This is a genomic window from Agromyces protaetiae (genome assembly GCF_004135405.1).
Classification (GTDB): domain Bacteria; phylum Actinomycetota; class Actinomycetes; order Actinomycetales; family Microbacteriaceae; genus Agromyces; species Agromyces protaetiae.
In genome coordinates this window covers 3,346,779-3,369,315 of record NZ_CP035491.1, presented here as the reverse complement: position 1 = coordinate 3,369,315, position 22,537 = coordinate 3,346,779, and the positions used below count along the sequence as shown (strand labels likewise).

Annotated in this window: 17 protein-coding genes and 1 pseudogene; 8 read left to right on the top strand and 10 right to left on the bottom strand. The window is 72.1% G+C overall.

Annotated features, from left to right (window positions below; all coding sequences use genetic code 11):
* Positions 1-50 precede the first annotated feature (50 nt).
* The 3 genes from ET445_RS15680 to ET445_RS15670 are packed head-to-tail and all read right to left on the bottom strand — an operon-like array spanning position 51 to position 3,215.
* Complete coding sequence (locus ET445_RS15680; RefSeq protein ID WP_129192101.1) at positions 51-1,217, bottom strand: alcohol dehydrogenase catalytic domain-containing protein; 1,167 nt, start codon at positions 1,215-1,217, stop codon at positions 51-53.
* Positions 1,218-1,230: 13 nt separating this feature from the next.
* Entirely contained in the window at positions 1,231-1,983 is a 753-nt protein-coding gene (locus ET445_RS15675; RefSeq protein WP_129192100.1) for a phosphonatase-like hydrolase, read from the bottom strand.
* On the bottom strand, positions 1,980-3,215 hold the full coding sequence (locus tag ET445_RS15670; protein WP_129192099.1) for a TIGR03364 family FAD-dependent oxidoreductase: 1,236 nt from the start codon (positions 3,213-3,215) through the stop codon (positions 1,980-1,982). Before ET445_RS15670 ends, ET445_RS15675 begins: the two co-directional genes overlap by 4 nt.
* Positions 3,216-3,376: 161 nt before the next feature.
* Here ET445_RS15670 and ahcY point away from each other — a divergent pair, with 161 nt between their 5' ends.
* Entirely contained in the window at positions 3,377-4,858 is a 1,482-nt protein-coding gene (gene ahcY, locus ET445_RS15665; protein ID WP_129192098.1) for an adenosylhomocysteinase, read from the top strand.
* Between the two features lie 115 nt (positions 4,859-4,973).
* Here the strand turns inward: ahcY and ET445_RS15660 are convergent, their stop codons facing one another.
* The gene (locus ET445_RS15660) at positions 4,974-5,816 is read right to left on the bottom strand and encodes an RDD family protein (protein ID WP_129192097.1); all 843 of its coding nucleotides are present in this window, start codon (positions 5,814-5,816) and stop codon (positions 4,974-4,976) included.
* A gap of 17 nt (positions 5,817-5,833) precedes the next feature.
* Here ET445_RS15660 and ET445_RS15655 point away from each other — a divergent pair, with 17 nt between their 5' ends.
* Complete coding sequence (locus ET445_RS15655; RefSeq protein ID WP_129192096.1) at positions 5,834-6,832, top strand: stage II sporulation protein M; 999 nt, start codon at positions 5,834-5,836, stop codon at positions 6,830-6,832.
* A gap of 331 nt (positions 6,833-7,163) precedes the next feature.
* Here ET445_RS15655 and ET445_RS15650 read toward each other — a convergent pair whose 3' ends face one another.
* The 6 genes from ET445_RS15650 to ET445_RS15625 form a co-directional block, all read right to left on the bottom strand.
* On the bottom strand, positions 7,164-7,922 hold the full coding sequence (locus tag ET445_RS15650) for an aquaporin (protein WP_129192095.1): 759 nt from the start codon (positions 7,920-7,922) through the stop codon (positions 7,164-7,166).
* Between the two features lie 192 nt (positions 7,923-8,114).
* Positions 8,115-9,458, bottom strand: a complete 1,344-nt coding sequence (locus ET445_RS15645; RefSeq protein WP_129192094.1) for a DUF58 domain-containing protein — start codon at positions 9,456-9,458, stop codon at positions 8,115-8,117.
* A gap of 25 nt (positions 9,459-9,483) precedes the next feature.
* Entirely contained in the window at positions 9,484-10,455 is a 972-nt protein-coding gene (locus tag ET445_RS15640) for an AAA family ATPase (RefSeq protein ID WP_129192093.1), read from the bottom strand.
* The gene (locus tag ET445_RS15635; protein ID WP_129192092.1) at positions 10,452-11,726 is read right to left on the bottom strand and encodes a DUF4350 domain-containing protein; all 1,275 of its coding nucleotides are present in this window, start codon (positions 11,724-11,726) and stop codon (positions 10,452-10,454) included. Before ET445_RS15635 ends, ET445_RS15640 begins: the two co-directional genes overlap by 4 nt.
* The gene (locus ET445_RS15630) at positions 11,723-12,406 is read right to left on the bottom strand and encodes a DUF4129 domain-containing protein (protein ID WP_129192091.1); all 684 of its coding nucleotides are present in this window, start codon (positions 12,404-12,406) and stop codon (positions 11,723-11,725) included. The genes ET445_RS15635 and ET445_RS15630 overlap by 4 nt, the downstream gene beginning before the upstream one ends.
* Before the next feature lie 7 nt (positions 12,407-12,413).
* Positions 12,414-13,652 (bottom strand): hypothetical protein, encoded by a 1,239-nt coding sequence (locus tag ET445_RS15625; RefSeq protein WP_129192090.1) that lies wholly within the window; start codon positions 13,650-13,652, stop codon positions 12,414-12,416.
* A gap of 179 nt (positions 13,653-13,831) precedes the next feature.
* Here ET445_RS15625 and mtrA point away from each other — a divergent pair.
* The 6 genes and pseudogenes from mtrA to secA all read left to right on the top strand — a co-directional run bounded on the left by mtrA (position 13,832) and on the right by secA (position 22,463).
* Positions 13,832-14,511 (top strand): annotated as a pseudogene (gene mtrA / locus ET445_RS15620) (MtrAB system response regulator MtrA).
* A gap of 9 nt (positions 14,512-14,520) precedes the next feature.
* A complete protein-coding gene (mtrB, locus tag ET445_RS15615; protein ID WP_129192089.1) occupies positions 14,521-16,209 on the top strand; it encodes an MtrAB system histidine kinase MtrB in 1,689 nt (562 codons plus the stop codon).
* A 57-nt stretch (positions 16,210-16,266) separates the two neighbouring features.
* Positions 16,267-17,898, top strand: coding sequence for an LpqB family beta-propeller domain-containing protein (locus ET445_RS15610; protein WP_129192088.1), 1,632 nt, complete (start codon positions 16,267-16,269; stop codon positions 17,896-17,898).
* Between the two features lie 97 nt (positions 17,899-17,995).
* Entirely contained in the window at positions 17,996-18,694 is a 699-nt protein-coding gene (locus tag ET445_RS15605) for a ComF family protein (protein WP_129192087.1), read from the top strand.
* Positions 18,695-18,797: 103 nt separating this feature from the next.
* Positions 18,798-19,505 carry a ribosome hibernation-promoting factor, HPF/YfiA family gene (gene hpf, locus ET445_RS15600; RefSeq protein WP_129192086.1) on the top strand — a complete coding sequence of 236 codons (708 nt, stop codon included), beginning with the start codon at positions 18,798-18,800 and terminating at the stop codon, positions 19,503-19,505.
* A gap of 165 nt (positions 19,506-19,670) precedes the next feature.
* Complete coding sequence (gene secA / locus ET445_RS15595; RefSeq protein WP_129192085.1) at positions 19,671-22,463, top strand: preprotein translocase subunit SecA; 2,793 nt, start codon at positions 19,671-19,673, stop codon at positions 22,461-22,463.
* The last annotated feature ends 74 nt before the right edge of the window (positions 22,464-22,537 follow it).

The window sequence follows — 22,537 nt, the reverse complement described above, 5'->3', positions numbered from 1 at the left end:
GGCACTGCGGCATGCGCCGCGGCTCGCTCCTCCGGCCGGTGAAGCGCCGCTCAGGCGTGCCTGCGCCGCTGCGGTGCGATCCCGACCCGCACGTGCGCACCCGAGGCGGCGGCCTCGATCGCGGTATCGAGCTCTGCGAGTGAGAACGTCGCCCCGACGAACTCGTCGAACGGCCGCGTCCGCCTGAGCCGGTGCAGGGCGGCGACGGCTTCCTCGAGGTGGTGCGGCGCGTAGTTGTGGACGCCCTGCACCGTGACGAGCCGACGGATGAGGGACTCGGGGGAGATCGCGACGTCGGGTCCGGGGAACACGCTGCCGACGAGCACGACGACACCGCCGACGTCCACGGCGTCGATCGCCTGACGGACCGCGGCGGGCGACCCGGACGCCTCGACGGCGACGAGCGGAGCGTCGACCCCCGAGCGGGAGAGCCGATCGAGCACGCCGCGCAACGAGGCATCCGATTCCGTCGGAGCCGAAGGGTCTGCGACCGCGACCGCGCCGAACCGCAGGGCGAACGCGCGCCGACCCGGATCTGGATCGGACACGACGACCGTCGCCCCCACGTCGTCGGCGAGGGCGGCGACCGACAGCCCGACCATGCCGGCGCCGGCCACGACGACCGTCGCCCCTGCGAGCGGGACGCGACCTGCGGCGGCGTCGAGGGCCGCGACCGCCGTCGCCGTGGCGCACGACGCGGGCGCTGCGACGGACGCCGGCAGCGCTTCGCCGACCGGCACGATCGCCGTGCCCTCGCGCAGTTGCACGTGCGTCGCGAAGCCGCCGCTGAGCTCCCATCCCCGCACGATCCGGGCGTGGCCGTACTTCGCGAGGGTGCGGCACTTCTGCGGGAGGCCCCGTGCGCATCGGTCGCACGACCCGCAGCTCGCCGTGACCGACCAGACGACGCGGTCGCCGAGTTCGAGGCGCGTGCCGTCGGATCGGACCGCCCGTTCGCCCGCGGCGACGACCCTGCCGACGGCCTCGTGTCCGAGGACGAGCGGCGTCTCGGCCGACCGGTCGCCGCGCACGGTATGCAGGTCGGACCCGCACACGGTCGCGAGCTCGACCTCGATGAGGGCGTCGCCGGGGCCGAGCGTGAGGCCGGGCACCGCGAGGGCGTCATGCGGGCGCCCGGGTTCGTTCCAGACCATCGCGACGGGCGCGGGGTCGACGAGGAGCGCGCGGCCGTCGAGGCGGCGCAGGGTATGAGGCATCGGTCGGATCCGGTCAGTCGTCGCCGTCTTCGTCGCGGAGGCCGAGGAGTCCCGGCAGATCCGCGATCGAGTCGATGACCGCGTCGGCGCCGGCCTCGTCGAGCTGCGCCTCGCCGTGCGCGCCCGTGAGGACGCCGACGACGAGCCCGGCTCCCGCGTTGAGCCCGGTCTCCATGTCGGTCGCGGTGTCGCCGACGACGATCATCTGCTGCACCGAGGTGCCGCCGGTGCGGATGAGCGCCGTCAGGGGGAGGTCCGGCGCAGGGCGACCGCGGCCGACATCCGCCGGCGACAGCACGACGTCGACGAGTCCGCGCCAGCCGAGCGCGTCGAGCAGCGCGTCGCGCGTCGTGGGGGAGAACCCGGTCGTGAGGGCGACGTCGAGTCCGGCGGCCTGGAGTTCGCGGATGACGGCTTCGGCGCCGGGGACCTCCGAGACGCCGACTTCCCCGATGAGCTCCGCGTAGGCGCGTTCGAACTCGACGTTGGCGCGCTGCGCGGCCTCCTCATCACCCGTCAGTTCGCGGAAGACCTCGATCTTCGACTGTCCCATCGTGTCGCGCACGTACTGCAGGGCGCGTTCGAGCTCGTCGCCCTCGGCGAGCGCCGTGCGCTCGGCGGCGAGCCGGAACGCGCGCTCGACGAGCCCTGAGTCGGAGACCGTCGTGCCCGCGAGGTCGAGCACGACGAGTTCGATCTCGACCTCTTCGAGCTCGTGGTCGAGTTCGTCGTCGCCTGTGAGGTCGGTATGGCGGTGGTCGCTCATGCTGGTTCGCCTTTCGGTCGCGAAGCGGAGGGGAGTGGGGCGAAGACGGATGTCTCGCCCGAGGTCGTCGTCCCGTCGGCGATCGCCGCGACGAGGTGGTCGCCGAGCCCGAGGCCGGTCGTCATGCCGATGCCCGTCGTCACGGCGGCGAGGTGGACGCCTGGCGCGGTCTCCTCGACGAGGAACTCGTCGGGTCCGCTCGCGTAGACGCCCTGCCAGCGTTCGACGACGGTCGGGCGCGCTGCGCCGAAGAGTTCGGCGGTCGCGTCGAGCATGGCGTCGAACGCGGCCTCCGCCTGGAACGGCGAGACGGATGCTCCGCGCATGTGCGTGTCGCCGGCGAGGAGCGTGCCGTCGGCCTGCGGGGTGAACATCAGGTTCGGGTCGAGCGCCGCGAGGGCCGGATGCTCCGCATGCAGGCGTTCCCGCAGCGCGCCGGTCGCCGGCAGGTCGGCCCAGGCCGCGTACCGCACGAGCGACCAGGCGGTGAAGAGGGGGGCTGCGAGCGGGGTCGGAAGCTCGGCTCGGATGCGGAGCATGTCGAGCGCGCAACGCACGACGTCCGCCCGTTCGGCGACACCGGGGAAGAGCTGGTCGAGGTCGTGGTTGGTCGCGACGACGACGGCGTCGGCCTCGATCGGCCCCCGGCTCGTCTCGACGCGGCCGGGTGCGACCGCCGACACGAGGGTGCGCAGGCGGAACTCGACCCCGAGGGACTCGAGATGACGACGGAGGAGGGGTGCCGCGATCCGCGGGTCGGTCTGCAGGTCGTGGGGGAGGAAGGCGCCGCCGACGAGCGACGACGCGGGCACCGGCATCCGCTCTGCCGCTTCGTCGGCGGTCAGGAGCCGCACCTCGGCCCCGTCGCCGAGCGAGGCGAGGCCGCCGGCCCGCTCGTGCTCGCGCTCGTCGGCCCGCGCGGCGGCGAACTGCTCCAGGACGGCGAACTCGTCGTCGGCCCGGGCGGCGACGAGCGTGCCGGACTCGGCGACGGGGATGCCCGCGTCGCGCGCGAGCTCGAGCCAGATCGGGCGTGCGGTGATCGCGAGGCGCCGGGCGAGCCCGGACTGCGCGGTGAGGCACAGATGACCGAAGTTCCTGACCGACGCGCCCTGCGGCGAGGCATCCCGGTCGATCACGACCACCCGGAGCCCGCGGCGGTGCGCGGCGAGCGCGACCCCGAGGCCGACGACGCCCGCCCCGACGACCGCGAGATCGGCGCGTATCCCCATCGGAGGCCCTTCTCGTCGTGCGGCCTCTGGAACGAGTGCCGCGGGATGTCTCGGGCGACGATAGGCATCGGCGGTGGACGGACGAGAGAGCGGACATGTCGGCGACATGAACGCGGACCGTCCGCTCGGCGTTCGTCGGCCGCTCCTGCGACAATGGTCGCATGACGACATTCCCTGCGACCACCGCGCTGCCGTTCAAGGTGGCGGACCTCTCCCTCGCCGAGGCCGGCCGGCACCAGCTGCGCCTCGCCGAGAACGAGATGCCGGGCCTCATGGCGCTGCGCGCCGAGTTCGGCGAGTCCAAGCCGCTCGCGGGCGCCCGCATCGCCGGAAGCCTGCACATGACCGTGCAGACCGCGGTGCTCATCGAGACGCTCGTCGCGCTCGGCGCACAGGTGCGCTGGGCCAGCTGCAACATCTTCTCGACGCAAGACGAGGCCGCCGCCGCCGTCGTCGTCGGCCCCGACGGCACGGTCGACGAGCCCGCGGGCGTGCCCGTGTTCGCGTGGAAGGGCGAGACCCTCGACGAGTACTGGTGGTGCACCGACCGCATCTTCGACTGGACGGCCGAGGCCGAGGCGGCGGGCGCCGACTGGATCGGCCCCAACATGATCCTCGACGACGGCGGCGACGCCACGCTCCTCGTCCACGAGGGTGCGCGCTTCGAGGCGGCAGGCGCCGTGCCCGAGGCATCCGCCGCCGACAGCCACGAGTACCGCGTCATCCTCGACCTCCTCCGCCGCTCGCTCGAGACGTCCCCCGACCGCTGGACCCGCATCGCCGCCGAGATCAAGGGCGTCACGGAAGAGACCACGACGGGCGTCCACCGCCTGTACGAACTGCACGCGCAGGGCGGACTCCGCTTCCCCGCGATCAACGTCAACGACTCGGTCACGAAGTCGAAGTTCGACAACAAGTACGGCATCCGCCACTCGCTGCCCGACGGCCTCAACCGTGCGACCGACGTCCTCATGGGCGGCAAGGTCGCGTTCGTCGCGGGCTACGGCGATGTCGGCAAGGGCGCCGCCGAGGCGCTCCGCGGCCAGGGTGCGCGTGTCATCGTCTCCGAGATCGACCCGATCAACGCGCTGCAGGCGGCGATGGACGGCTACCAGGTCGCCCGTCTCGAGTCGGTCATCGGCGACATCGACATCCTCGTGACCGGCACGGGCAACAAAGACGTCGTCCGTCTCGACCACCTCCTCGGCCTCAAGCACCTTGCGGTCGTCGCGAACGTCGGCCATTTCGACAACGAGATCGACATGGCCGCGCTCGAGTCGCTCGAGGGCGCCGAGAAGATCGAGATCAAGCCGCAGGTGCACGAGTGGCGCCTGCCCACCGGCCGAAGCATCCTCGTCCTCTCCGAGGGCCGCCTGATGAACCTCGGCAACGCGACGGGCCACCCCTCGTTCGTCATGTCGAACTCGTTCGCCAACCAGGTGCTCGCCCAGATCGAGCTCTGGACGCGTCCCGAGGCGTACCCGGTCGGCGTCTACGTGCTGCCCAAGCACCTCGACGAGAAGGTCGCGCGTCTCCACCTCGACGCGCTCGGCGTCGAGCTGACCGTGCTGACCCCCGAGCAGGCCGCCTACATCGGCGTGCCCGTCGAGGGCCCCTACAAGGTCGACCACTACCGGTACTGAGTCGCGTGGGCTCGCTTCGGCGGGCCTGGTCGGCGCTCAGATGAAGAGCGGATGTCTCGCACGAGGCATCCGCTCTTCGCGCTCGACGTGAGGGCGACGACCGGATGCCTCGCGCTCAGCGCGCGGGGAAACCGACGGGTGTCTCGGTGAGCACGGGAGCCAGCTGGTCGAGTCGACCCTGCTCGAGCGCGAGCGCCGCGAGGTCGCGCTCGCGGCGGAGGGCGACGACCGCGGCGAGGAAGAGCTCCGCCGGCGCGGCCGGCACGGGGGAGACGAACGGCGCCGTCTCGGCGGCGAGGGAGTGCGCCTGACGGGCGCGGCTCGCGGGTGTCAGATGCGGGGCGTTGCGGAAGAACGACGCGACCCGCCGTTCGAGGGAGTCGGGGAGACGGCCGACGTCGGCCGTCGCCGCCCACGCCGTGAGCCCGGCCGGCACGCCGAACGTCTGCGTCTCGACGTGCGGCGCACGCTCGACCTGCGCGTGCGTGCCCGCGAGCACGTCGCCCAGGCGCTTGGACGCCGGGTGGAGGAATCCGACGAGGACGGCGAGCCCGCCGAACGTCATGTAGAGCTCGAGCACGCCCGTCAACGCGCGGATGAATGCGTGCCGGAACCCGATCGAGCCGCCGTCGTCGCGCACGACGCGGAGTCCGAGGGCGAGCTTGCCGAGCGATCGGCCGCGCGTCGCCGTCTCGACGGCCGTCGGAACGACGACGACCACGAAGACGGCGCTCGCGACGAGGATCGCCCGCGTCGCGGCCTCGTCGAGCCGGAGGCCCGCGAGCGCGAGCAGGACCCCGATGAAGAGCACGACCGTGAGGAGCACGTCGATCGCCGTGCCGCCGCCGCGGATGAGCGCGCTCGCGGGCCGAACATCGAGGGCGACGGCCTCGCCCGTGATGAGTGCGTCGTCGGCCGACCGCGCCACGGGAGTCGGGCGTCTCACGGGCTCGGTCATGGCTAGTATTCAAGCAGATGGACCTCGACGCCCTCGCGACCGCACGCCACGACGACTGGCAGCGTCTCGACGCGCTTGCGAAACGGTCCAGGCGACTCAGCGGCCCCGAAGCAGACGAGCTCATCGACGCGTATCAGCGCGGAGCATCCGACCTCTCGCTCATCCAGACGACGGCGGGCTCGACCGCCCTCGGCGACCGCCTCTCGATCTCCCTCGCGCGCGCCCGCCTCGGCTTCACGGGTGCGCCCGCCAACCCCCTTGAACAGTTCATCCACTTCGTCGTCGTGGGGCTGCCCGCGGCGCTCTACCGCATCCGCTGGCTCACCCTCTGGGTCGCCGTCGCGACCGTCGTCGTCTCGACGCTCGTCGCCTGGTGGCTCCTCTCCGACCCGCGCGCGCTCGCGAACGTCGGCACCGAGTCCGAGTTGCGCCAGATCGCCGAGGAGGGCTTCGAGGCGTACTACACCGAGCACCCCAACGCCTCGTTCGCGGGCTCCGTCTGGACGAACAACGCGTGGATCGCCGCGCAGTGCATCGCATTCGGCATCACGGGAGTCTGGGTGCCCTGGGTCATCCTGCAGAACGCCATGAACCTCGGCGTCTCGGCCGCCGTCATGTTCGCCTACGACGAGGCCGGCACGTTCTTCGCGAGCATCACGCCGCACGGCCTCCTCGAGCTCACGTGCGTGTTCGTCGCTGCCGCGGCCGGGCTCCGCATCTTCTGGACCTGGGTCGCCCCCGGGCCGCGCACGCGCACCGTCGCGCTCGCCGAAGAGGGACGGGCGCTGTTCGGCGTGGCGATCGGGCTCGTGTTCTTCCTGTTCGTCTCGGGCCTCATCGAGGGGTTCGTGACGCCGTCGGCGCTTCACCCGGCCGTGAAGATCGCGATCGGCGCCCTCGCGTTCGCGGGCTTCCTCGTCTACATGCTCGTCCTCGGCCGGCGGGCCGTGCACGCGGGCGAGACCGGCGACCTCCGCGAGGCCGACCGCGGCGTGCGGCGCATCGTCGCGGGGTAGCGCGAAGAGTTCGGGGACGCACCACTGCGCTCCCGTCCTGCTTTTCCTCGTCCTGTTCTTCCTCGCTGTTCTCTCCTTCTGTTCTTCCTCGCTGTTCTCCCTCGCGTTCTCCGTCGCTGTTCTCCCTCGTTCTCCTCGGCAATTCAGGATGAATCGGGCGACGCGCCGCGCGCGGGGAGCGAATGATCGGCGTGTCGCCCGATTCATCCTGAATTGCGTTCGGCGAAGGGGAAGAAGAGGGGAGGGAAGAAGGGAAGGGGGGAGACAACGAAGGGGGAGACGACGAACGGCGGATGCCCCGGGGCATCCGCCGTTCGAATCGTGCGCGAGATTACTCGGCTGCAGCCGCCGCCGCCGCACGGGCGCGGTCGAACACGAGCCGGAACACGAGCGCCGCGACGATCGCGCCGACGATCGGCGCGACGATCGAGAGCCACAGCTGGCCCAGTGCGTCGCCGCCGCCGTAGATCGCCGTCGCGATCGAGCGGGCCGGGTTGAACGACGCGTTCGAGACGGGGATCGAGACGAGCGCGATCGCCGTGAGCGTGAAGCCGATCGCGAGGGGGGCGAAGTTCGCCGCCGCGCGGCCGGCGGTCGTCACCGAGAGGATCACGAACAGGAACACGGCCGTCGCGACCGCCTCGACGAGGAACGCCGACCCGAGGCCGAAACCGCCGGGGGAGAGCACGCCGTAGCCCGTCGACGCACCCGCGAACGTCGCCGACTCGTAGCCCGGGCCGAACGCGAGGATGCCGAGGAGCGCCGTCGAGGCGAGCGCGCCGCCCACGATCTGCGCGACGATGTAGCCGACGACCTCGCCCCACGAGAAGCGGCCGGCGACGGCGAGCCCGACCGTCACGGCTGGGTTGAAGTGGCCGCCCGAGACGGGGCCGAAGGCGTACGCGGCGACGAGCACCGAGAGGCCGAGCGCGAACGCGACGCCGAGGAAGCCGACGTTCAGGCCGCCCTCGCCGCCGCCGAAGCCCGCGGCGAAGATCGCGGTGCCGATGACGCCGAAGACGAGGATGAACGTGCCGAGGAGTTCGGCGGTGAGCTTCTGCCCGGTGGAGGGCGCGGTCTGCGCGGTCATGGGTTCCTTTCGTAGGGGAGGAAGAGGATGCCGCGCGGCGGGCCTCGTGGGCCCGCCGCGACGGCCTCGGCGAGCCTATCGGCGGGCGGGCTTCCGGTGGCGGACCGGGCGCGGGCGAGTCGGCGCGCGACGGCGCGTGACCGCCCATGACGCCGGTCGAGCGACGAAGGAGCGTATCGCGACCAGCGCCGGCTACAGCCGCCCCGCGGCCTTGAGCTCGAGGTACCGGTCGGCGAGCGCGGGCGGCAGGTCTGCGGGCGGGGCGCTCACGATGTCGGCGCCGAGACGCCGGATCGCGGCGGCGACCCGGTCGGCGTCGAGGAGGGCGCGCTCGGCCGACGCCGCGCGGTAGCTCGCGGTCAGGTCGTCGCGTTCGGCGGCGGCCTCGACGAGCGACGGGTCGGCGACGGAGGCGACGATGACGGTGTGCCGCACGGTCAGCTGCGGCAGCACCGACAGGATCCCACGCGCACTGCCGGGCGAGTCGGTCGCCGTGAGCAGCACGACGAGTGCGTGCCGACTCGTCGCCTTGCGGATCTGCGCCGGCACCTTCGTCCAGTCGGCCTCGATGAGTTCGGCGTCGATCGTCGCCATCGTGTCGACGAGGCGTGCGAGGAGTTCGGCGCCGCTCGCGCCGTGCACCCGCCCGCGCACGCGGCGATCCCACGCGAGGAAGTCGATCCGGTCGCCCGCATGCGACGCGAGCGCGGAGAGGAGCAGCGCCGACTCGAACGCCGTGTCGAGCCGGGGCTCGTCGGCGATGCGCGCCGCGGCCGTGCGCGAGGTGTCGGCGACGATGACGATGCGGCGGTCGCGCTCGGGGCGCCACGTTCGCACCATGAGCCGGGTGCCGCCCGGCACCGCGGGGTCGGTGTGGCGGGCCGTCGCGCGCCAGTCGATGGAACGCACGTCGTCGCCGCGCACGTACTCGCGGATCGAGTCGAACTCCGTGCCCTGGCCGCGCACGAGGATCGGCGTCTGACCGTCGAGCTCGCGCAGCCGGGTGAGCCGCGACGGCAGGTGCACGCGCGAATGGAACGGCGGCAGCACGCGCAGCCGGCCGGGGGCGGCGAGCGTCGCCTGCCGCGACCACAGCCCGAGCGGCCCCGCCGAGCGGATCGTGACGTCGTCGACGAGCCGGTCGCCCCGCCGCCACGGCACGAGCACGAGCTGCACGCGACGGCGTTCGCCGGGCGGCACGTCGATGCGCGTACGGTTGGGGCCGACGACGCCCGCCGACGGTTGCCACCCGTCGCGCACGGTCGCTCTGAGCCGACGGGCGCCGAGATTGCCGACGAGGACCGACGACGACACCTGCTCGCCGAGCCGCACGCGATCGGGCAGCTCGCGTTCGAGGCGCACCTGTCGAGGAGAGGCCGCGCGCGAGACATCCACGATGCCGATGCCGAGCGCGATGAGGAGCCAGGCGACGAGCGCGAGCCACGCCGCGCCCTGGCTGCCCGCGAACCAGCCCGCGACGACGACCGGCACGGCGCCTGCGGCGACGAGCCAGACGAATCGACCGCTGACCGTCATCGCCGCACCCTCTGGAGCGCCGTCGTCACAGCGGCACCTGCACCTGCTGCATGATGCCGCGCAGGACCTGGTCCACCGACACGCCCTCGAGCTCGGCCTCGGGGCGCAGCTGCACGCGGTGCCGCCACACGGGCAGGAGCATCGCTTGCACATGATCGGGCGTGACCGAGCGATAGCCCGTCAGCCACGCCCACGCCTTCGACGCCGCGAGCAGGCTCGTCACGCCGCGCGGGCTCACGCCGAGTCGCAGCGACGGGCTCAGACGCGTGGCGCGGGCGAGATCGACGAGGTAGGCGAGGAGATCGTCGGATGCCCCGGTGCGCGCCGCTGCGGCACGCGCGGCCGCGAGGTCGTCGGCCCCGAGCACGGGCTCGACGCCCGCCGCTTCGAGATCGCGCGGGTCGAACCCGTCGGCGTGCCGGCGGAGCATGAACACCTCGGCGTCGCGCTGGGGCACGTCGAGGACGAGCTTCAAGAGGAACCGGTCGAGCTGCGCCTCGGGCAGCGAGTACGTGCCCTCGTATTCGATGGGGTTCTGCGTCGCGGCGACGAGGAACGGCACGGGCAGGGGCCGCGTGACGCCGTCGGCCGAAACCTGACGCTCCTCCATCGCCTCGAGGAGTGCCGACTGGGTCTTCGGCGGCGTGCGGTTGATCTCGTCGGCGAGGAGGATGTTCGTGAACACCGGCCCCTCGCGGAACGCGAACTCGCCCGATCGCGGGTCGTACGCGAGCGAGCCCGTGACGTCGCCCGGCATGAGGTCGGGCGTGAACTGCACGCGGTGCGTCTCGAGCTTCAGGGTGCGGCTGAGGGTGCGCACGAGCAGGGTCTTCGCGACGCCGGGCACGCCCTCGAGGAGCACGTGCCCGTTGGCGAGGAGCGCGACGATGAGGCCGGTCACCGCGCCGTCCTGGCCGACGACGGCTTTGCCGACCTCGAGTCGCACGCGGTTCAGCGCGTCGCGCAGTTCGTCGTCGGTCGCGATCGGTTCGGTCATGGTCGCCTTCCTGTCGGGTCTTCACGGTTCGGGTCGCGGGTCGAGTCGGGGGAGACCGCTGCGCGGACGGATGCCTCCAGCTCGCCCACGGCGGCGGAGAGCTCGACGAACTCGCGGTCGCCGGCGGGCGGGCGGCCCACGAGCACCCCGTGCACGGCGACGGGGTCGCGGCCGGTCGCTCCGGCGGCGGCGAGCGCCACTTCGTCGACGGGCGCCGAGCGCGGGAGGCGCAGCACGGCCGCGATCCGCCGCACGGCGGCGATGCGCACCTGGTCGAGGGCGTGTTCGCGCGCGACGGCCGAGCGATACAGGCGGGCGCGCCCCTCGGCGGTCTCGTGCGCGGGCACGTCGACGGGGAGGTCCTCGGCCACGAGCGGGCCGAAGCGGCGTCCGCGCCAGACGCCCGCGGCGACCGCGACGAGTGCGCCGAGCACGAGGACCGGACTCACCCACCCCGGTGTGAGGTCGGCGAGGGTCGGCGCCGCGCCTTCGACGTCCGCGGGCCCCGGGAGGTACCACACGAGATCGGCGCGCTCGCCGAGGAGCCCGAGCGCGAGCGCGGCATTGCCCTCTTGGGCGATCGTGCCGTTCTGGAAGACGGTCGCGCCGCCGACGATCGTGATCTCGCCGCCGTCTTCGGCGGGCCTGTGCGCGAGCGCGAACGCGTCGCCGTCGGCGAAGCATCCGACCCATCCGTCGGCCGCCGCGTCATCGTCGATGCGGACGAGCGACTGTCCGTCGGAGAGGGTACCCGCACGCGCGGCGGCGCGGAGGTCGCAGCCGGCGCTCTCGAGCGCGCCCGACGCGATTCCGCCCTGGTCGACGCCCGGTGCGATCGCCTGAAGCGCCCCGAAATCGGGATCGGCGACGACGAGTCGTTCGGCGTCGCCCGCGAGCTCCCGCCACTGGTCGGTGTCGAGGAAGCCCGCGAGGTCGGCCGCGAACACCGTCGCGCCCCGTCGGGCGGACTCGGTCGCCCGATCGAAGGTGCGGACCTCTTCGACGGCGACGCCGTGCGCCCGCAGTACCTCGACGACGGCCTTCGAGCCCGCCGGAGAGGCGTCGGCCGGGCCGAGCGGCTCGCCCGACGGCCCGCCGAGGCCCTGCACGATGAAGAGGATCAGGGCGGCTGCGACCGCGAGCGCCGCGAAGACGAGCCACGTGCGACTCCGCCGCAGTCGCGCGCCGAACGTCGGCGTGCGCGATTCGGCAGGCGTCGCGCCCGAGGCATCCGGTGCCTTCGACCGGGCGACCGTCGCCGGGGCGCTCACGCGATCCTCGCGAACTCGCCCGAACCGGAGCCCGAGCCCGACCCGGCGCCCGCGCCGACGGCGACGGGCGTCGAGCGCTCGAGGTCGGCGTCGAGCGCAGCGAGGGCGCGGACCTCGACGAGGGAGCCCGCACGGCCGAGGTAGCGCACGCCGTCGAAGGCGTCGGATGCCTCGGAGAGACGCATTCCGAAGTCGGGGAAGGAACCCGCGGCGGACGCGGCGAACCCGTGCGCCGTCGTGCCCGGATGCATCCGCACGATCTCTCGGTCGACGAGCGCGCGCGCGATCGCGCGGAAGCGCTCCTCGATCGCGAGGTCGAATCGGCCGGCGGCCTCGGCCGCGTCGGCGGCCCGGCGGAGCTCGGCGAGGGTGCGGGTGTCGCCGTCGTCAAAGAGCGCCTCGGCCGACGATCGGCGCCTGCGGAGGCGCGGGAGCCCGAACACGAGCAGCGCCACGACCACGAGGGCCGCGACGACGAGCACGGCGATGAGCGCGACGACGGGTTCGGGCAGACCGCCGGCGCCCGAGAAGAGGTCGCCCAGCCAGTCGCGGATCTGCTGCGCGAGCCGGTCGAACCAGGTCGGCTCGGCGGCCCGGTACTCGGGCTTGGCGAGCTCGTCGAGCAGCCACCGGCGCGCTTCGGGCGCGTCGGGGTCGACGGGGATCTCGGCGAGGCGCACGCTTCGGTCAGCTCCAGGTGCGCACGGCGTACGGATCGCCGACGGGACGACCGAGGTCGCGGTCTTCGACGTAGCGCTGGAGGTCGAGGTCGAGTCCCTCGGTGCGCATGCGGAGGTCGATGTAGATGACGCCCACGACCGCGGCCTGCACGACCGCCGTGACGGCTCCGACGACGACCGCGACGAGGACCGTGAGCACGGAGATGCCGATCGCGACGGCGACGATCGCCCCGTCGCCGGTGCCGGTCGGATCGAGGAGCGGAAGCAGGAAGCCGCCGACGAACGAGATCGGCTGGACGACGACGTTCGCCGCCGTGTTGAGGATGACCGACACGAGGAGGATCGTGCCGAACGTGCGCCAGAAGTAGCCGTTCGTGAGCCGCCACGACCGTGCGATCGCCGCGCGCACGCCGAGACCTTCGATCATGATCGCGCTCGGGACGACCGCGAGCTTCGTCGAGATCCATGCCCACAGGACGGCGATGGCGAGCCCGCCGATGACGACCGCCGCGATGGCGATGCCGATCGAGAGCCCGTCGCCCGAGAGCGCGGCGAGCACGATGACCGCCGCTCCGACGGCGAACGCCACGAGGATCGCGCCCGTCACGATGAGCGTCCAGCCGACGAGCGGCCAGATGCGCTTCGCCGCCCGGCGCCACAGGGCGCCGAACGTCAGCCGCTCGCCGAGCGTGCCCGATGCGACTTCGAGCACGACGACGCCCTGGAGGAACGCGCTCGCGATGAGCGAGATCGCGACCGGGACGAGCGTGAGCGCCGCGAAGCCCGCCACCGTGCCCGCCAGGATGGCGTCGGCGTCGGCCGCGCCCGTGCGCTCGAGCCGCCCGAACGCGAAGAAGGCGAAGGGCACGAAGACCGCCGCCGTGGCGAGGACCGACACGATCTGCACGACGAGGCCGCTGCCGAACGTGGCCGCCGGGTTGCGCCGGAGCGTGCGGAACGGCGCCCACAGGAGCGTGCCGAAGCCGAGCGGTCGGAGGGGGAGCAAACCGGGCTTGGGCGGCGGCGCCCAGCCGCCGGGCGGCGGCTGGGCGGGGAAGCCGTAGCCGGGCTGCGGGTACCCGGGCTGCGGGTACCCGTCGGCGGGTGGTTGCGGGTACCCGTAGGCGGGCGGTTGCGGGGAGCCGTAGGCGGGCGGTTGCGGATGCCCCGGGGGCGGCGTCTGCGGCGGCTGCTGGGCTCCCGGGCTCGCGGGGACTCCAGGGCCTTGCCAGATTGGATCGGACACGTGCCGAGGGCTCCTTCCGCCGGTTCAGCAATGCTCGCACATCCGGCACGCGCGACGCGGGAGACATCCACAACGGATGCCTCATTCCGCTTCGGCGGACTCCCGGCTTCGACCGGTTACAGTGGTGGCACTGGAACGGCGGTGCGACCCGGGCGCCGCCTCGAAGCTGGAAGCGAGCGATGACTGCACGCGTACTCGTCGTCGACGACGACACCGCCCTCGCCGAGATGATCGGCATCGTGCTGCGCACCGAAGGCTTCGAACCGGTCTTCTGCGCCGACGGCGCCGCCGCGCTCGGCGCGTTCCGCGAGACGAAGCCCGACCTCGTCCTCCTCGACCTCATGCTCCCGGGCATCGACGGCATCGAGGTCTGCGGCCGCATCCGCGCCGAGTCGGGCACTCCCATCATCATGCTGACGGCCAAGAGCGACACCTCCGACGTCGTCCGCGGCCTGGAATCGGGCGCCGACGACTACATCGTGAAGCCGTTCAACCCGAAGGAGCTCGTCGCACGGATCCGCACGCGCCTGCGCCCCGCCCCGAGACCCAGGTCGAGACCATCCAGATCGGCGACCTCGTCATCGACGCCGCGGGCCACGAGGTGCGTCGCGGCGACGAGCGCATCAATCTGACGCCCCTCGAGTTCGACCTCCTCCTCACGCTCGCGTCCAAGCCCCAGCAGGTCTTCACGCGCGAGATGCTCCTCGAGCAGGTGTGGGGCTATCACTACAAGGCCGACACCCGGCTCGTGAACGTGCACGTGCAGCGGCTTCGCGCCAAGGTCGAGCACGATCCCGACAACCCTCGCATCGTGCAGACGGTCCGCGGGGTCGGGTACCGCGCGGGCAGCAGCACGTAGGCGCCTCCGATGTCGACGGACGCCGTACGCCAGGTCCCCGCCGGCACCGCCCGGCGGGGCATCGGGCCGCGCGTCGTCGCCTTCTTCGGGCGCCTGGGCGCTCTGTGGCGGCGGTCGCTGCAATTCCGCACCGTCCTCATCACGGTGCTGCTGTCGGGGCTCGCGATCCTCGTCATCGGCATCTACATCACGTTCAGCATCGCCTCGAGCCTCTTCCAACAGCAGCTCGACGACGCGCTCGACCGGTCGAACGACGCGGCTGCGGCGGCGCAGTCGACCCTCGAGGCGACCGATGCGAGCGACCGTGCGGCGCTCGACTCGGTCGTCGAGCAGTCGCTCCGCACGGTCGGCACGATCTCCGGCAGCTCAGCGATCGCCGTGCTCCGCGTGCCGGGACAGGAGACGAGCACGCTCGCCCCGCAAGACCGGCTGGCGTCTTCCCTCGGCGGCCGCATCTCGCCCGACCTCCGCGAGAGCGTGCAGGAGAATCCCGACGAGACGTTCTGGCAGTCAGTGTCGTTCGCGGGGGCCGGCGGCGGTGACGACGACCCCGGCGTCGTCGTCGGCACAGACCTGGAGGTGCGGGGCGCCGGCCGGTACGAGCTCTACATCGGGTACAACTTCGCCGCGGCCGAAGAGACGCTCGCGTTCATGCAGACGATCGGCATCGCGGGCGCGGCCGCCCTCCTCGTGCTCCTCGCCGCGATCACGCTCCTCGTCGTCCGGTGGGTCATCGAGCCCGTGCGCACGGTCGCCGCGACGAGCCGGCGGCTCGCGGCGGGCGATCTCGGGGTTCGGATCCCCGAGAAGGGCGAAGACGAGCTCGCGACGCTCGCCGCGTCGTTCAACGGCATGGCGGATTCGCTGCAGGCGCGCATCGGCGAGCTGGCCGAGCTCTCGGTCATGCAGCAGCGCTTCGTGTCGGATGTCTCGCATGAGCTTCGCACTCCGCTGACGACCATCCGGCTCGCGGGCGATGTGCTCTACGGTCAGCGTGAGGAGTTCGCGGGGCCGACCGAGCGCACGGTCGAACTGCTCCACACGCAGACCGTGCGGTTCGAGAACCTCCTCGCCGACCTCCTCGAGATCAGCCGATACGACGCGGGGTCGGTCGAGCTCGCAACCGAGCCCACGAACCTCGTGCACCTCGCGGGCGACGTCATCGAGTCGATGCACGACCTCGCCCGCGAACGCGGCAGCGACCTGCGACTCATCGCGCCCGGCGGGCATCTCGACGCCGAGGTCGATCCGCGGCGGCTCCGCCGCATCGTCGGGAACCTGCTCGGCAATGCGATCGAGCACGGGGAGGGGCGGCCCATCGTCGTCTCGGTCGACAGCGATCAGCACGCCGTCGCCTTGAGCGTCCGCGACTACGGCCTCGGCATGACCGAGGAGCAGCAGGCGCGCGTGTTCGACCGGTTCTGGCGCGCCGACCCGAGCCGCACCCGCACGATCGGCGGCACGGGCCTCGGGCTCGCGATCTCGCTCGAAGACGCCGTCGCGCACCGCGGCACGCTCGACGTATGGTCCAAGCCCGGAGCGGGCACCGTGTTCCGTCTCACCGTGCCGCGCTCGCGCGACACGGCCCTCTCAGGATCCCCGCTCCCGCTCGAGCCGGCCGATGTCGACGCAGACGGGCCCGCCGAGACATCCGTGGGCCCGCTCGACACGCGGTCGCTGGAGGTCCACGATGTCTAGCCGCCGCCGGATCGCCGCGCTCGCCCTCGCGATCGCGAGCACCGTGGTGCTCGCGGGATGCGCCGGCATCCCCGACTCGGGCACGGTGCACCTGAGCCATCGGCAGTCGGGCGCGGACACCCCGCTCGACCTCGACGTCCTTGGCGCCCATCCGCAGCCGGGGCGAGCCAGGCCGACATCCTCAGCGGCTTCATCGACGCCGGGAGCGACTCGCGCGACAACTACGGCATCGCGCGCGAGTACCTGACGGCCGGCTTCGCCGACGAGTGGCAGGCCGAGGAGAGCGCGACGATCGACGTCTTCACCCAACGCGAGTTCGAGGTCGTCGACGACGTCACGCGGCGGGTGGACGTCGTCCCGGCGGCGTCGCTCGGAGCGAACGGCGAGTACGAGATCTCGGCGAGCGACGCACCGATCGCCCTCACCTACTCGTTCGAGCAGGTGGACGGCGAGTGGCGCATCTCGAACGCGCCGCAGGGCATCCTCATCGACACCTCGAACTTCGGACGCGCGTTCCGCGAGCACGCGCTGACGTTCCTCTCTCCCGACGGCCGGTACGCCGTGCCCGACGTGCGGTGGTTCGCGGGCAGCGAGGCGGTGCAGACGAAGATCGTGCGCGCGCTCCTCGGCGGACCCGCCGAGTGGCTCGATCCGGGGGCTGCGGTCGTTTCGGCATTCCCCGAGGGGGCCCGTCTCGAGGCCGACGTCGTGCCGATCGTGAACGGCGTCGCGACCGTGGACATCGCGGGCGTCGACGCGGTCGATCGCCGCACCGCGCAGCTCATGCGGTTCCAGCTCACCGAGAGCCTCGAGGGCGTGCGCGGGGTGGGCTCGGTGCGCCTCGCTCTCGAAGGCGCCGAGCAGAACCAGAGCGACGCGCAGAACGAGCCCGTCGTCGACCCCGCCGTGCGCACCCGTCCGGTCGTGTTCGACGGCGAGACGTTCGGCCATCTCCAGGCTTCGGGCGACGTCGACCCGTTGCCCATCCTGGGCGGCGACGTGGCGGCCGCGGCGCCGACCGCCGCCGCCGTCGGCCCAGGGGGCACATCGGTCGCGGCGGTCACGGCGGACGGGCTCGTGCTCTTCCAGATCGGCGAAGAACCGCTGCTCCTCGATCCGCGCGAGGGACTCATCGCGCCCGCGCTCGACGCGCGCGGCATCACCTGGTCGGTGCCGCGGAACGCGCCCGATCAGCTCGTCGTCTACACGCCGACCGCCGCCGACACCCCCATAGACGTGCCGTGGTCGGGCAGCAGCATCCGATCGCTCGAGGTGTCGCGCGACGGCACGCGCGTGCTCGCACTGCTCGACGACGGTGCGTCGGCGCGGCTCGTCGCGGCGTCGGTCGTCCGCGACGAGGACGGCGTGCCGACCTCGCTCGGCCCGGTCACGCTGCCGCTCGCGGTCTCCGACGGCGAGCCGCTCGACGTGGCGTGGATCGACGACCGCACGGTCGCTGTGCTCACCTCGGGCGTCCAGGGGCAGCCGCGGATCCTCGTCCAGACGGTCGGCGGCGAGGTGCTGCAGCAGCGGGCCGCGCCCGCGGACGCGGTCGAACTCGACGGCGGCAACACCGTGCGCGAGCTTCGCGTGCGCACGTCGGCGGGCGACCTCTTCACGTTGAGCGGCGTCGGCTGGCAGCCGCGGGCGAGCGGCATCCGCCTCGTCGCGGTGCAGCAGCCCGACTGAGCGGCGGCGACTCCTCCACAGGCGCTTCGACTCGCCGTCGGCGCAGGTCGCGCCGATTCGCATCGGTTCGCGCGGGGCCGGCTGACACAGTGGCCGGATGCCGCTTCCGCACGCGCTCCGCAGCGCACTGCTCGATGCGCTCGCGCTCGCCATCCCCGTGGCGTGCGCGGGGTGCGCGGCACCCGATCGCTCGGTGTGCGCCGAGTGTCTCGCTGCGCTCGCCGTCGGCGTGGAGGTCGGGCGTCCGGTGCGGGTCGTCGAGCGGAGCGGTCTCGGCGTCCATGCGGCGCTCGTGTACGCGGGCCCCGTCGCCAAGGTCCTCGGGGCCGCGAAGGACGGCGGGCGGACCGACGCCATCGCCCCGCTCGGTCGGGCGCTCGGGGCGGCGATCGTCGCGGCGCTCGCCGTGGTCCCGGATGCCCCGGGCTCGCTCCCGATCGAGCTCTGCACCGTGCCGTCGACGCGGCGCGCATACCGCGAACGCGGGTACGCGCCCGTCGAGCGGATGCTCGCATCGGTCGGCCTCCGTCCTTCCCGCGTGCTCCGGCTGACGCGCGAGCACGACGACCAGGCGAGGCTCGGGGCGGGCGCGAGACGCGCGAACGCCGCGGGCGGCCTCGCCGCGAGGCATCCGCTCGACGGGCGCCGGTTCCTCGTCGTCGACGACGTCCTCACGACCGGATCGACCGTCGCCGAGGCCGTGCGCGCGCTCGCCGCGGCGGGCGCCGAGACCGTGGGCGTCTCGGTCGTCGCCGAGACGCCGCTCCGCCGCGAATCGACCGTGAATGGGTCGTAACCGTTTCGTGACTTTGCCAGGTTGGTGGCGTACCTTGTCAGGACAGGCGTGGTCGCTCCACCCCTTCACAGACCGGGTGGCACGCCGGTGAATGGAGGTCGTCATGGAACTGAACATCGTCGGACGAAACCTGGGGGTCACCGACCGATTCCGCGCCTACGTCACCGAGAAGGCCGAGAAGCTCGACCACTTCACCGAGCGCGCGATCTCCCTCGACGTGAAGCTCGCGAGGCACAGCGAGAAGAACGGCAACCCCGGGCCCGACCGCGTGGAGCTCACCCTCGTGGGGCGTGGACCTGTGGTCCGCGCCGAGGCCGAGGGCAGCGACAAGTACGCGGCGTTCGACGTGGCGCTCGGGCGATTGCTCGAACGCGTGAGGCGGGCGAAAGACCGCCGGAAGGTCCATCGCGGCGGACAGCGCCGACCCACCTCGCTCCGTGAGGCCGCCGACGACGGGTTCCAGACCGTCGGCGTCGAGGCTGCGGGCGTCGAGGCGCTCGAGGCCGTGCGCACGGGAGCGATCCCGGTCGTCGCCGAGAGTCCGGTCGACGAGGAGGAGGACGACGTGTACTGCCCCGTCGTCATCCGCCGCAAGGTGTTCGCCTCGAACGCGATGACCGTCGACGACGCCCTCTACTTCATGGAGCTCGTCGGGCACGACTTCTACCTCTTCGTCGACTCCGAGACGGGCCGCCCGAGCGTCGTGTACCGCCGCAAGGGCTGGGACTACGGCCTCATCGGCATCGACGAGACCGCCGCCGCCGCCGACGCCGACGAGGAGGCCGGCGCACCCGCTCGAGTCAGCGCGTAGCGAACACGCGTGGCCCGCTCCGGTGGGGAGCGCCCGAAGCCGTCCCCACCGGAGCATCCGCTCAGCCTGCAGCCCACTAACATGGGTACGATGACCGTCTGCACGGCGGCATGCGGCGCGCGCCGTCCCCCGAACCGCGCGCCCGACGATGACAGGAGAGCATTCGTGGCTTCGATTCTGGAAAAGGTCCTCCGCGTCGGCGAGGGCCGAACCCTGAAGCGGCTCGAGAACTACGCGAAGGCGATCAACGCCCTCGAAGACGACTTCATGGCCCTCACCGACGAGGAGCTGAAGCACGAGACCGTCGAACTGCGCGAGCGCTACGCGAACGGCGAGTCGCTCGACGACCTGCTGCCCGAGGCGTTCGCAGCGGTGCGCGAGGCGAGCCGTCGCACGCTCGGCCTCCGCCACTTCGACGTGCAGCTCATGGGCGGCGCCAACCTCCACCTCGGCAACATCTCCGAGATGAAGACGGGCGAGGGCAAGACCCTCGTCGCGACGACGGCCGCCTACCTCAACGCGCTCACGAGCCGAGGCGTGCACGTCGTGACCGTCAACGACTTCCTCGCGTCGTACCAGTCCGAGCTCATGGGCCGCGTCTACCGCGCCCTCGGCATGACGACCGGATGCATCGTGGCGGGTCAGACTCCGGCGCAGCGCCGCGAGCAGTACGCCGCCGACATCACGTACGGCACGAACAACGAGTTCGGTTTCGACTACCTGCGCGACAACATGGCGTGGCAGGCGTCCGACATGGTCCAGCGCGGCCACCACTTCGCGATCGTCGACGAGGTCGACTCGATCCTCATCGACGAGGCCCGCACGCCGCTCATCATCTCGGGCCCCGCCTCCGGCGAGGCCAACCGCTGGTTCACCGAGTTCGCGCGTCTCGCGACGCGCCTCGTGCCGGGCGAAGACTTCGAGGTCGACGAGAAGAAGCGCACCGTCGGCGTGCTCGAGCCGGGCATCGCGAAGGTCGAAGACTACTTGGGCATCGACAACCTCTACGAGTCGGCGAACACCCCGCTCATCTCGTTCCTCAACAACTCGATCAAGGCCAACGCCCTGTTCAAGCGCGACAAAGACTACGTCGTCATGAACGGCGAGGTGCTCATCGTCGACGAGCACACGGGCCGCATCCTCGTGGGCCGTCGCTACAACGAGGGCATCCACCAGGCGATCGAGGCGAAGGAGGGGGTGCAGGTCAAGGCCGAGAACCAGACCCTCGCGACCGTCACGCTGCAGAACTACTTCCGCCTCTACGACAAGCTCTCGGGCATGACCGGCACCGCCGAGACCGAGGCCGCCGAGTTCATGTCGACCTACAAGCTCGGCGTCGTGCCGATCCCGACGAACAAGCCCATGGTCCGCATCGACCAGCCCGACCTGGTCTACAAGAGCGAAGAGGCCAAGTTCGCGCAGGTCGTCGAAGACATCGTCGAGCGCCACCAGAAGGGCCAGCCCGTCCTCGTCGGCACGACGAGCGTCGAGAAGAGCGAGTACCTCTCGCGCCTCCTCGCGAAGAAGGGCGTGCGTCATGAGGTGCTGAACGCCAAGAACCACGCGCGCGAGGCCGCGATCGTCGCCCAGGCGGGCCGTCACGGAGCCGTCACGGTCGCGACGAACATGGCCGGCCGCGGCACCGACATCATGCTCGGCGGCAACGCCGAGTTCATCGCGGTGCAGAAGATGCACGAGAAGGGGCTCTCCCCGGTCGACACTCCCGAGGAGTACGAGGCCGAGTGGGACACCGTGTTCGAGGCCGTCAAGGCCGAGGTCGACGGCGAGGCCGAGAAGGTCCTCGCGGCCGGCGGCCTCTACGTGCTCGGCACCGAGCGCCACGAGTCGCGTCGCATCGACAACCAGCTCCGCGGTCGCTCCGGCCGTCAGGGCGACCCCGGCGAGAGCCGGTTCTACCTGTCGCTCGCCGACGACCTCATGCGACTCTTCAACGCGGGCGCGGCCGAGAGCCTCATGTCGCGAGGCGTTCCCGACGACGTCGCGATCGAGTCGAAGGTCGTCTCGCGGGCGATCCGTTCCGCGCAGTCGCAGGTCGAGGCGCGCAACGCCGAGATCCGCAAGAACGTCCTCAAGTACGATGACGTCCTCAACCGTCAGCGCGAGGCGATCTACTCCGACCGTCGGCACATCCTCGAGGGCGACGACCTGCACGAGCGCACGCAGCGCTTCCTCGAAGACGTCATCGACGAGGTCCTCGACCAGCACACGGCCGAGGGCAACCCCGACGAGTGGGACTTCGACGCGCTGTGGGTCGAGCTGAAGACCCTCTACCCGATCGGCATCACGATCGACGAGGTCGTCGCCGAGGCGGGCGAGAAGGGCCGCATCAACCGCGACTTCGTGCGCCGCGAGATCCTCTCCGACGCCAAGCTCGCCTACCAGCGCCGCGAGCAGCAGCTCGGCAGCCCCGCCATGCGAGAGCTCGAGCGCCGCGTCGTGCTGTCGGTCATCGACCGCCGTTGGCGTGACCACCTCTACGAAATGGACTACCTGAAGGACGGCATCGGCCTCCGTGCGATGGCGCAGCGCGACCCGCTCGTCGAGTACCAGCGCGAAGGCTACGCGATGTTCCAGCAGATGATGGGCTCGATCCGCGAAGAGACGGTCGGCTTCCTGTTCAACCTCGAGGTCGAGGTCGCCCCCCAGGGCGGCGGCGCGACGATCGAGGCGAAGGGCCTCGGCGGTCAGCAGACGGGTGCCGACAAGCTCAGCTACACGGCTCCGAGCGACGACGGCGGCGTCGAGGTGCGCAACCAGCGCGGTCAGGTGCAGCAGGCGGCCACGCAGCGCGCGCGTCGCGCCGTCGCCCAGTCGCAGGCACCCGCCCAGCAGGCGCCCGCCGCGCGCGGCGCGTTCGGCCAGCGCACCGACGTCGCCAGCGACGCGGCACCGCAGAACCGTGCCGAGCGTCGCGCCCAGGAGCGCAAGGGCAGCTGAGTCCAGACGACCCGAGTCCAGACGAACGAAGGCCGTGCACCGGGAGGTGCACGGCCTTCGTCGTTGCTGCGCAG

What these genes read in the sequence shown, in the direction of transcription:
- ET445_RS15680 (WP_129192101.1), bottom strand. Translation starts at nt 1,217, where the DNA reads ATGCCTCATACCCTGCGCCGCCTCGACGGCCGCGCGCTCCTCGTCGAC.
- ET445_RS15675 (WP_129192100.1), bottom strand. Translation starts at nt 1,983, where the DNA reads ATGAGCGACCACCGCCATACCGACCTCACAGGCGACGACGAACTCGAC.
- ET445_RS15670 (WP_129192099.1), bottom strand. Translation starts at nt 3,215, where the DNA reads ATGGGGATACGCGCCGATCTCGCGGTCGTCGGGGCGGGCGTCGTCGGC.
- ahcY (WP_129192098.1), top strand. Translation starts at nt 3,377, where the DNA reads ATGACGACATTCCCTGCGACCACCGCGCTGCCGTTCAAGGTGGCGGAC.
- ET445_RS15660 (WP_129192097.1), bottom strand. Translation starts at nt 5,816, where the DNA reads ATGACCGAGCCCGTGAGACGCCCGACTCCCGTGGCGCGGTCGGCCGAC.
- ET445_RS15655 (WP_129192096.1), top strand. Translation starts at nt 5,834, where the DNA reads ATGGACCTCGACGCCCTCGCGACCGCACGCCACGACGACTGGCAGCGT.
- ET445_RS15650 (WP_129192095.1), bottom strand. Translation starts at nt 7,922, where the DNA reads ATGACCGCGCAGACCGCGCCCTCCACCGGGCAGAAGCTCACCGCCGAA.
- ET445_RS15645 (WP_129192094.1), bottom strand. Translation starts at nt 9,458, where the DNA reads ATGACGGTCAGCGGTCGATTCGTCTGGCTCGTCGCCGCAGGCGCCGTG.
- ET445_RS15640 (WP_129192093.1), bottom strand. Translation starts at nt 10,455, where the DNA reads ATGACCGAACCGATCGCGACCGACGACGAACTGCGCGACGCGCTGAAC.
- mtrB (WP_129192089.1), top strand. Translation starts at nt 14,521, where the DNA reads ATGTCGACGGACGCCGTACGCCAGGTCCCCGCCGGCACCGCCCGGCGG.
- ET445_RS15610 (WP_129192088.1), top strand. Translation starts at nt 16,267, where the DNA reads ATGCGCCGGCATCCCCGACTCGGGCACGGTGCACCTGAGCCATCGGCA.
- ET445_RS15605 (WP_129192087.1), top strand. Translation starts at nt 17,996, where the DNA reads ATGCCGCTTCCGCACGCGCTCCGCAGCGCACTGCTCGATGCGCTCGCG.
- hpf (WP_129192086.1), top strand. Translation starts at nt 18,798, where the DNA reads ATGGAACTGAACATCGTCGGACGAAACCTGGGGGTCACCGACCGATTC.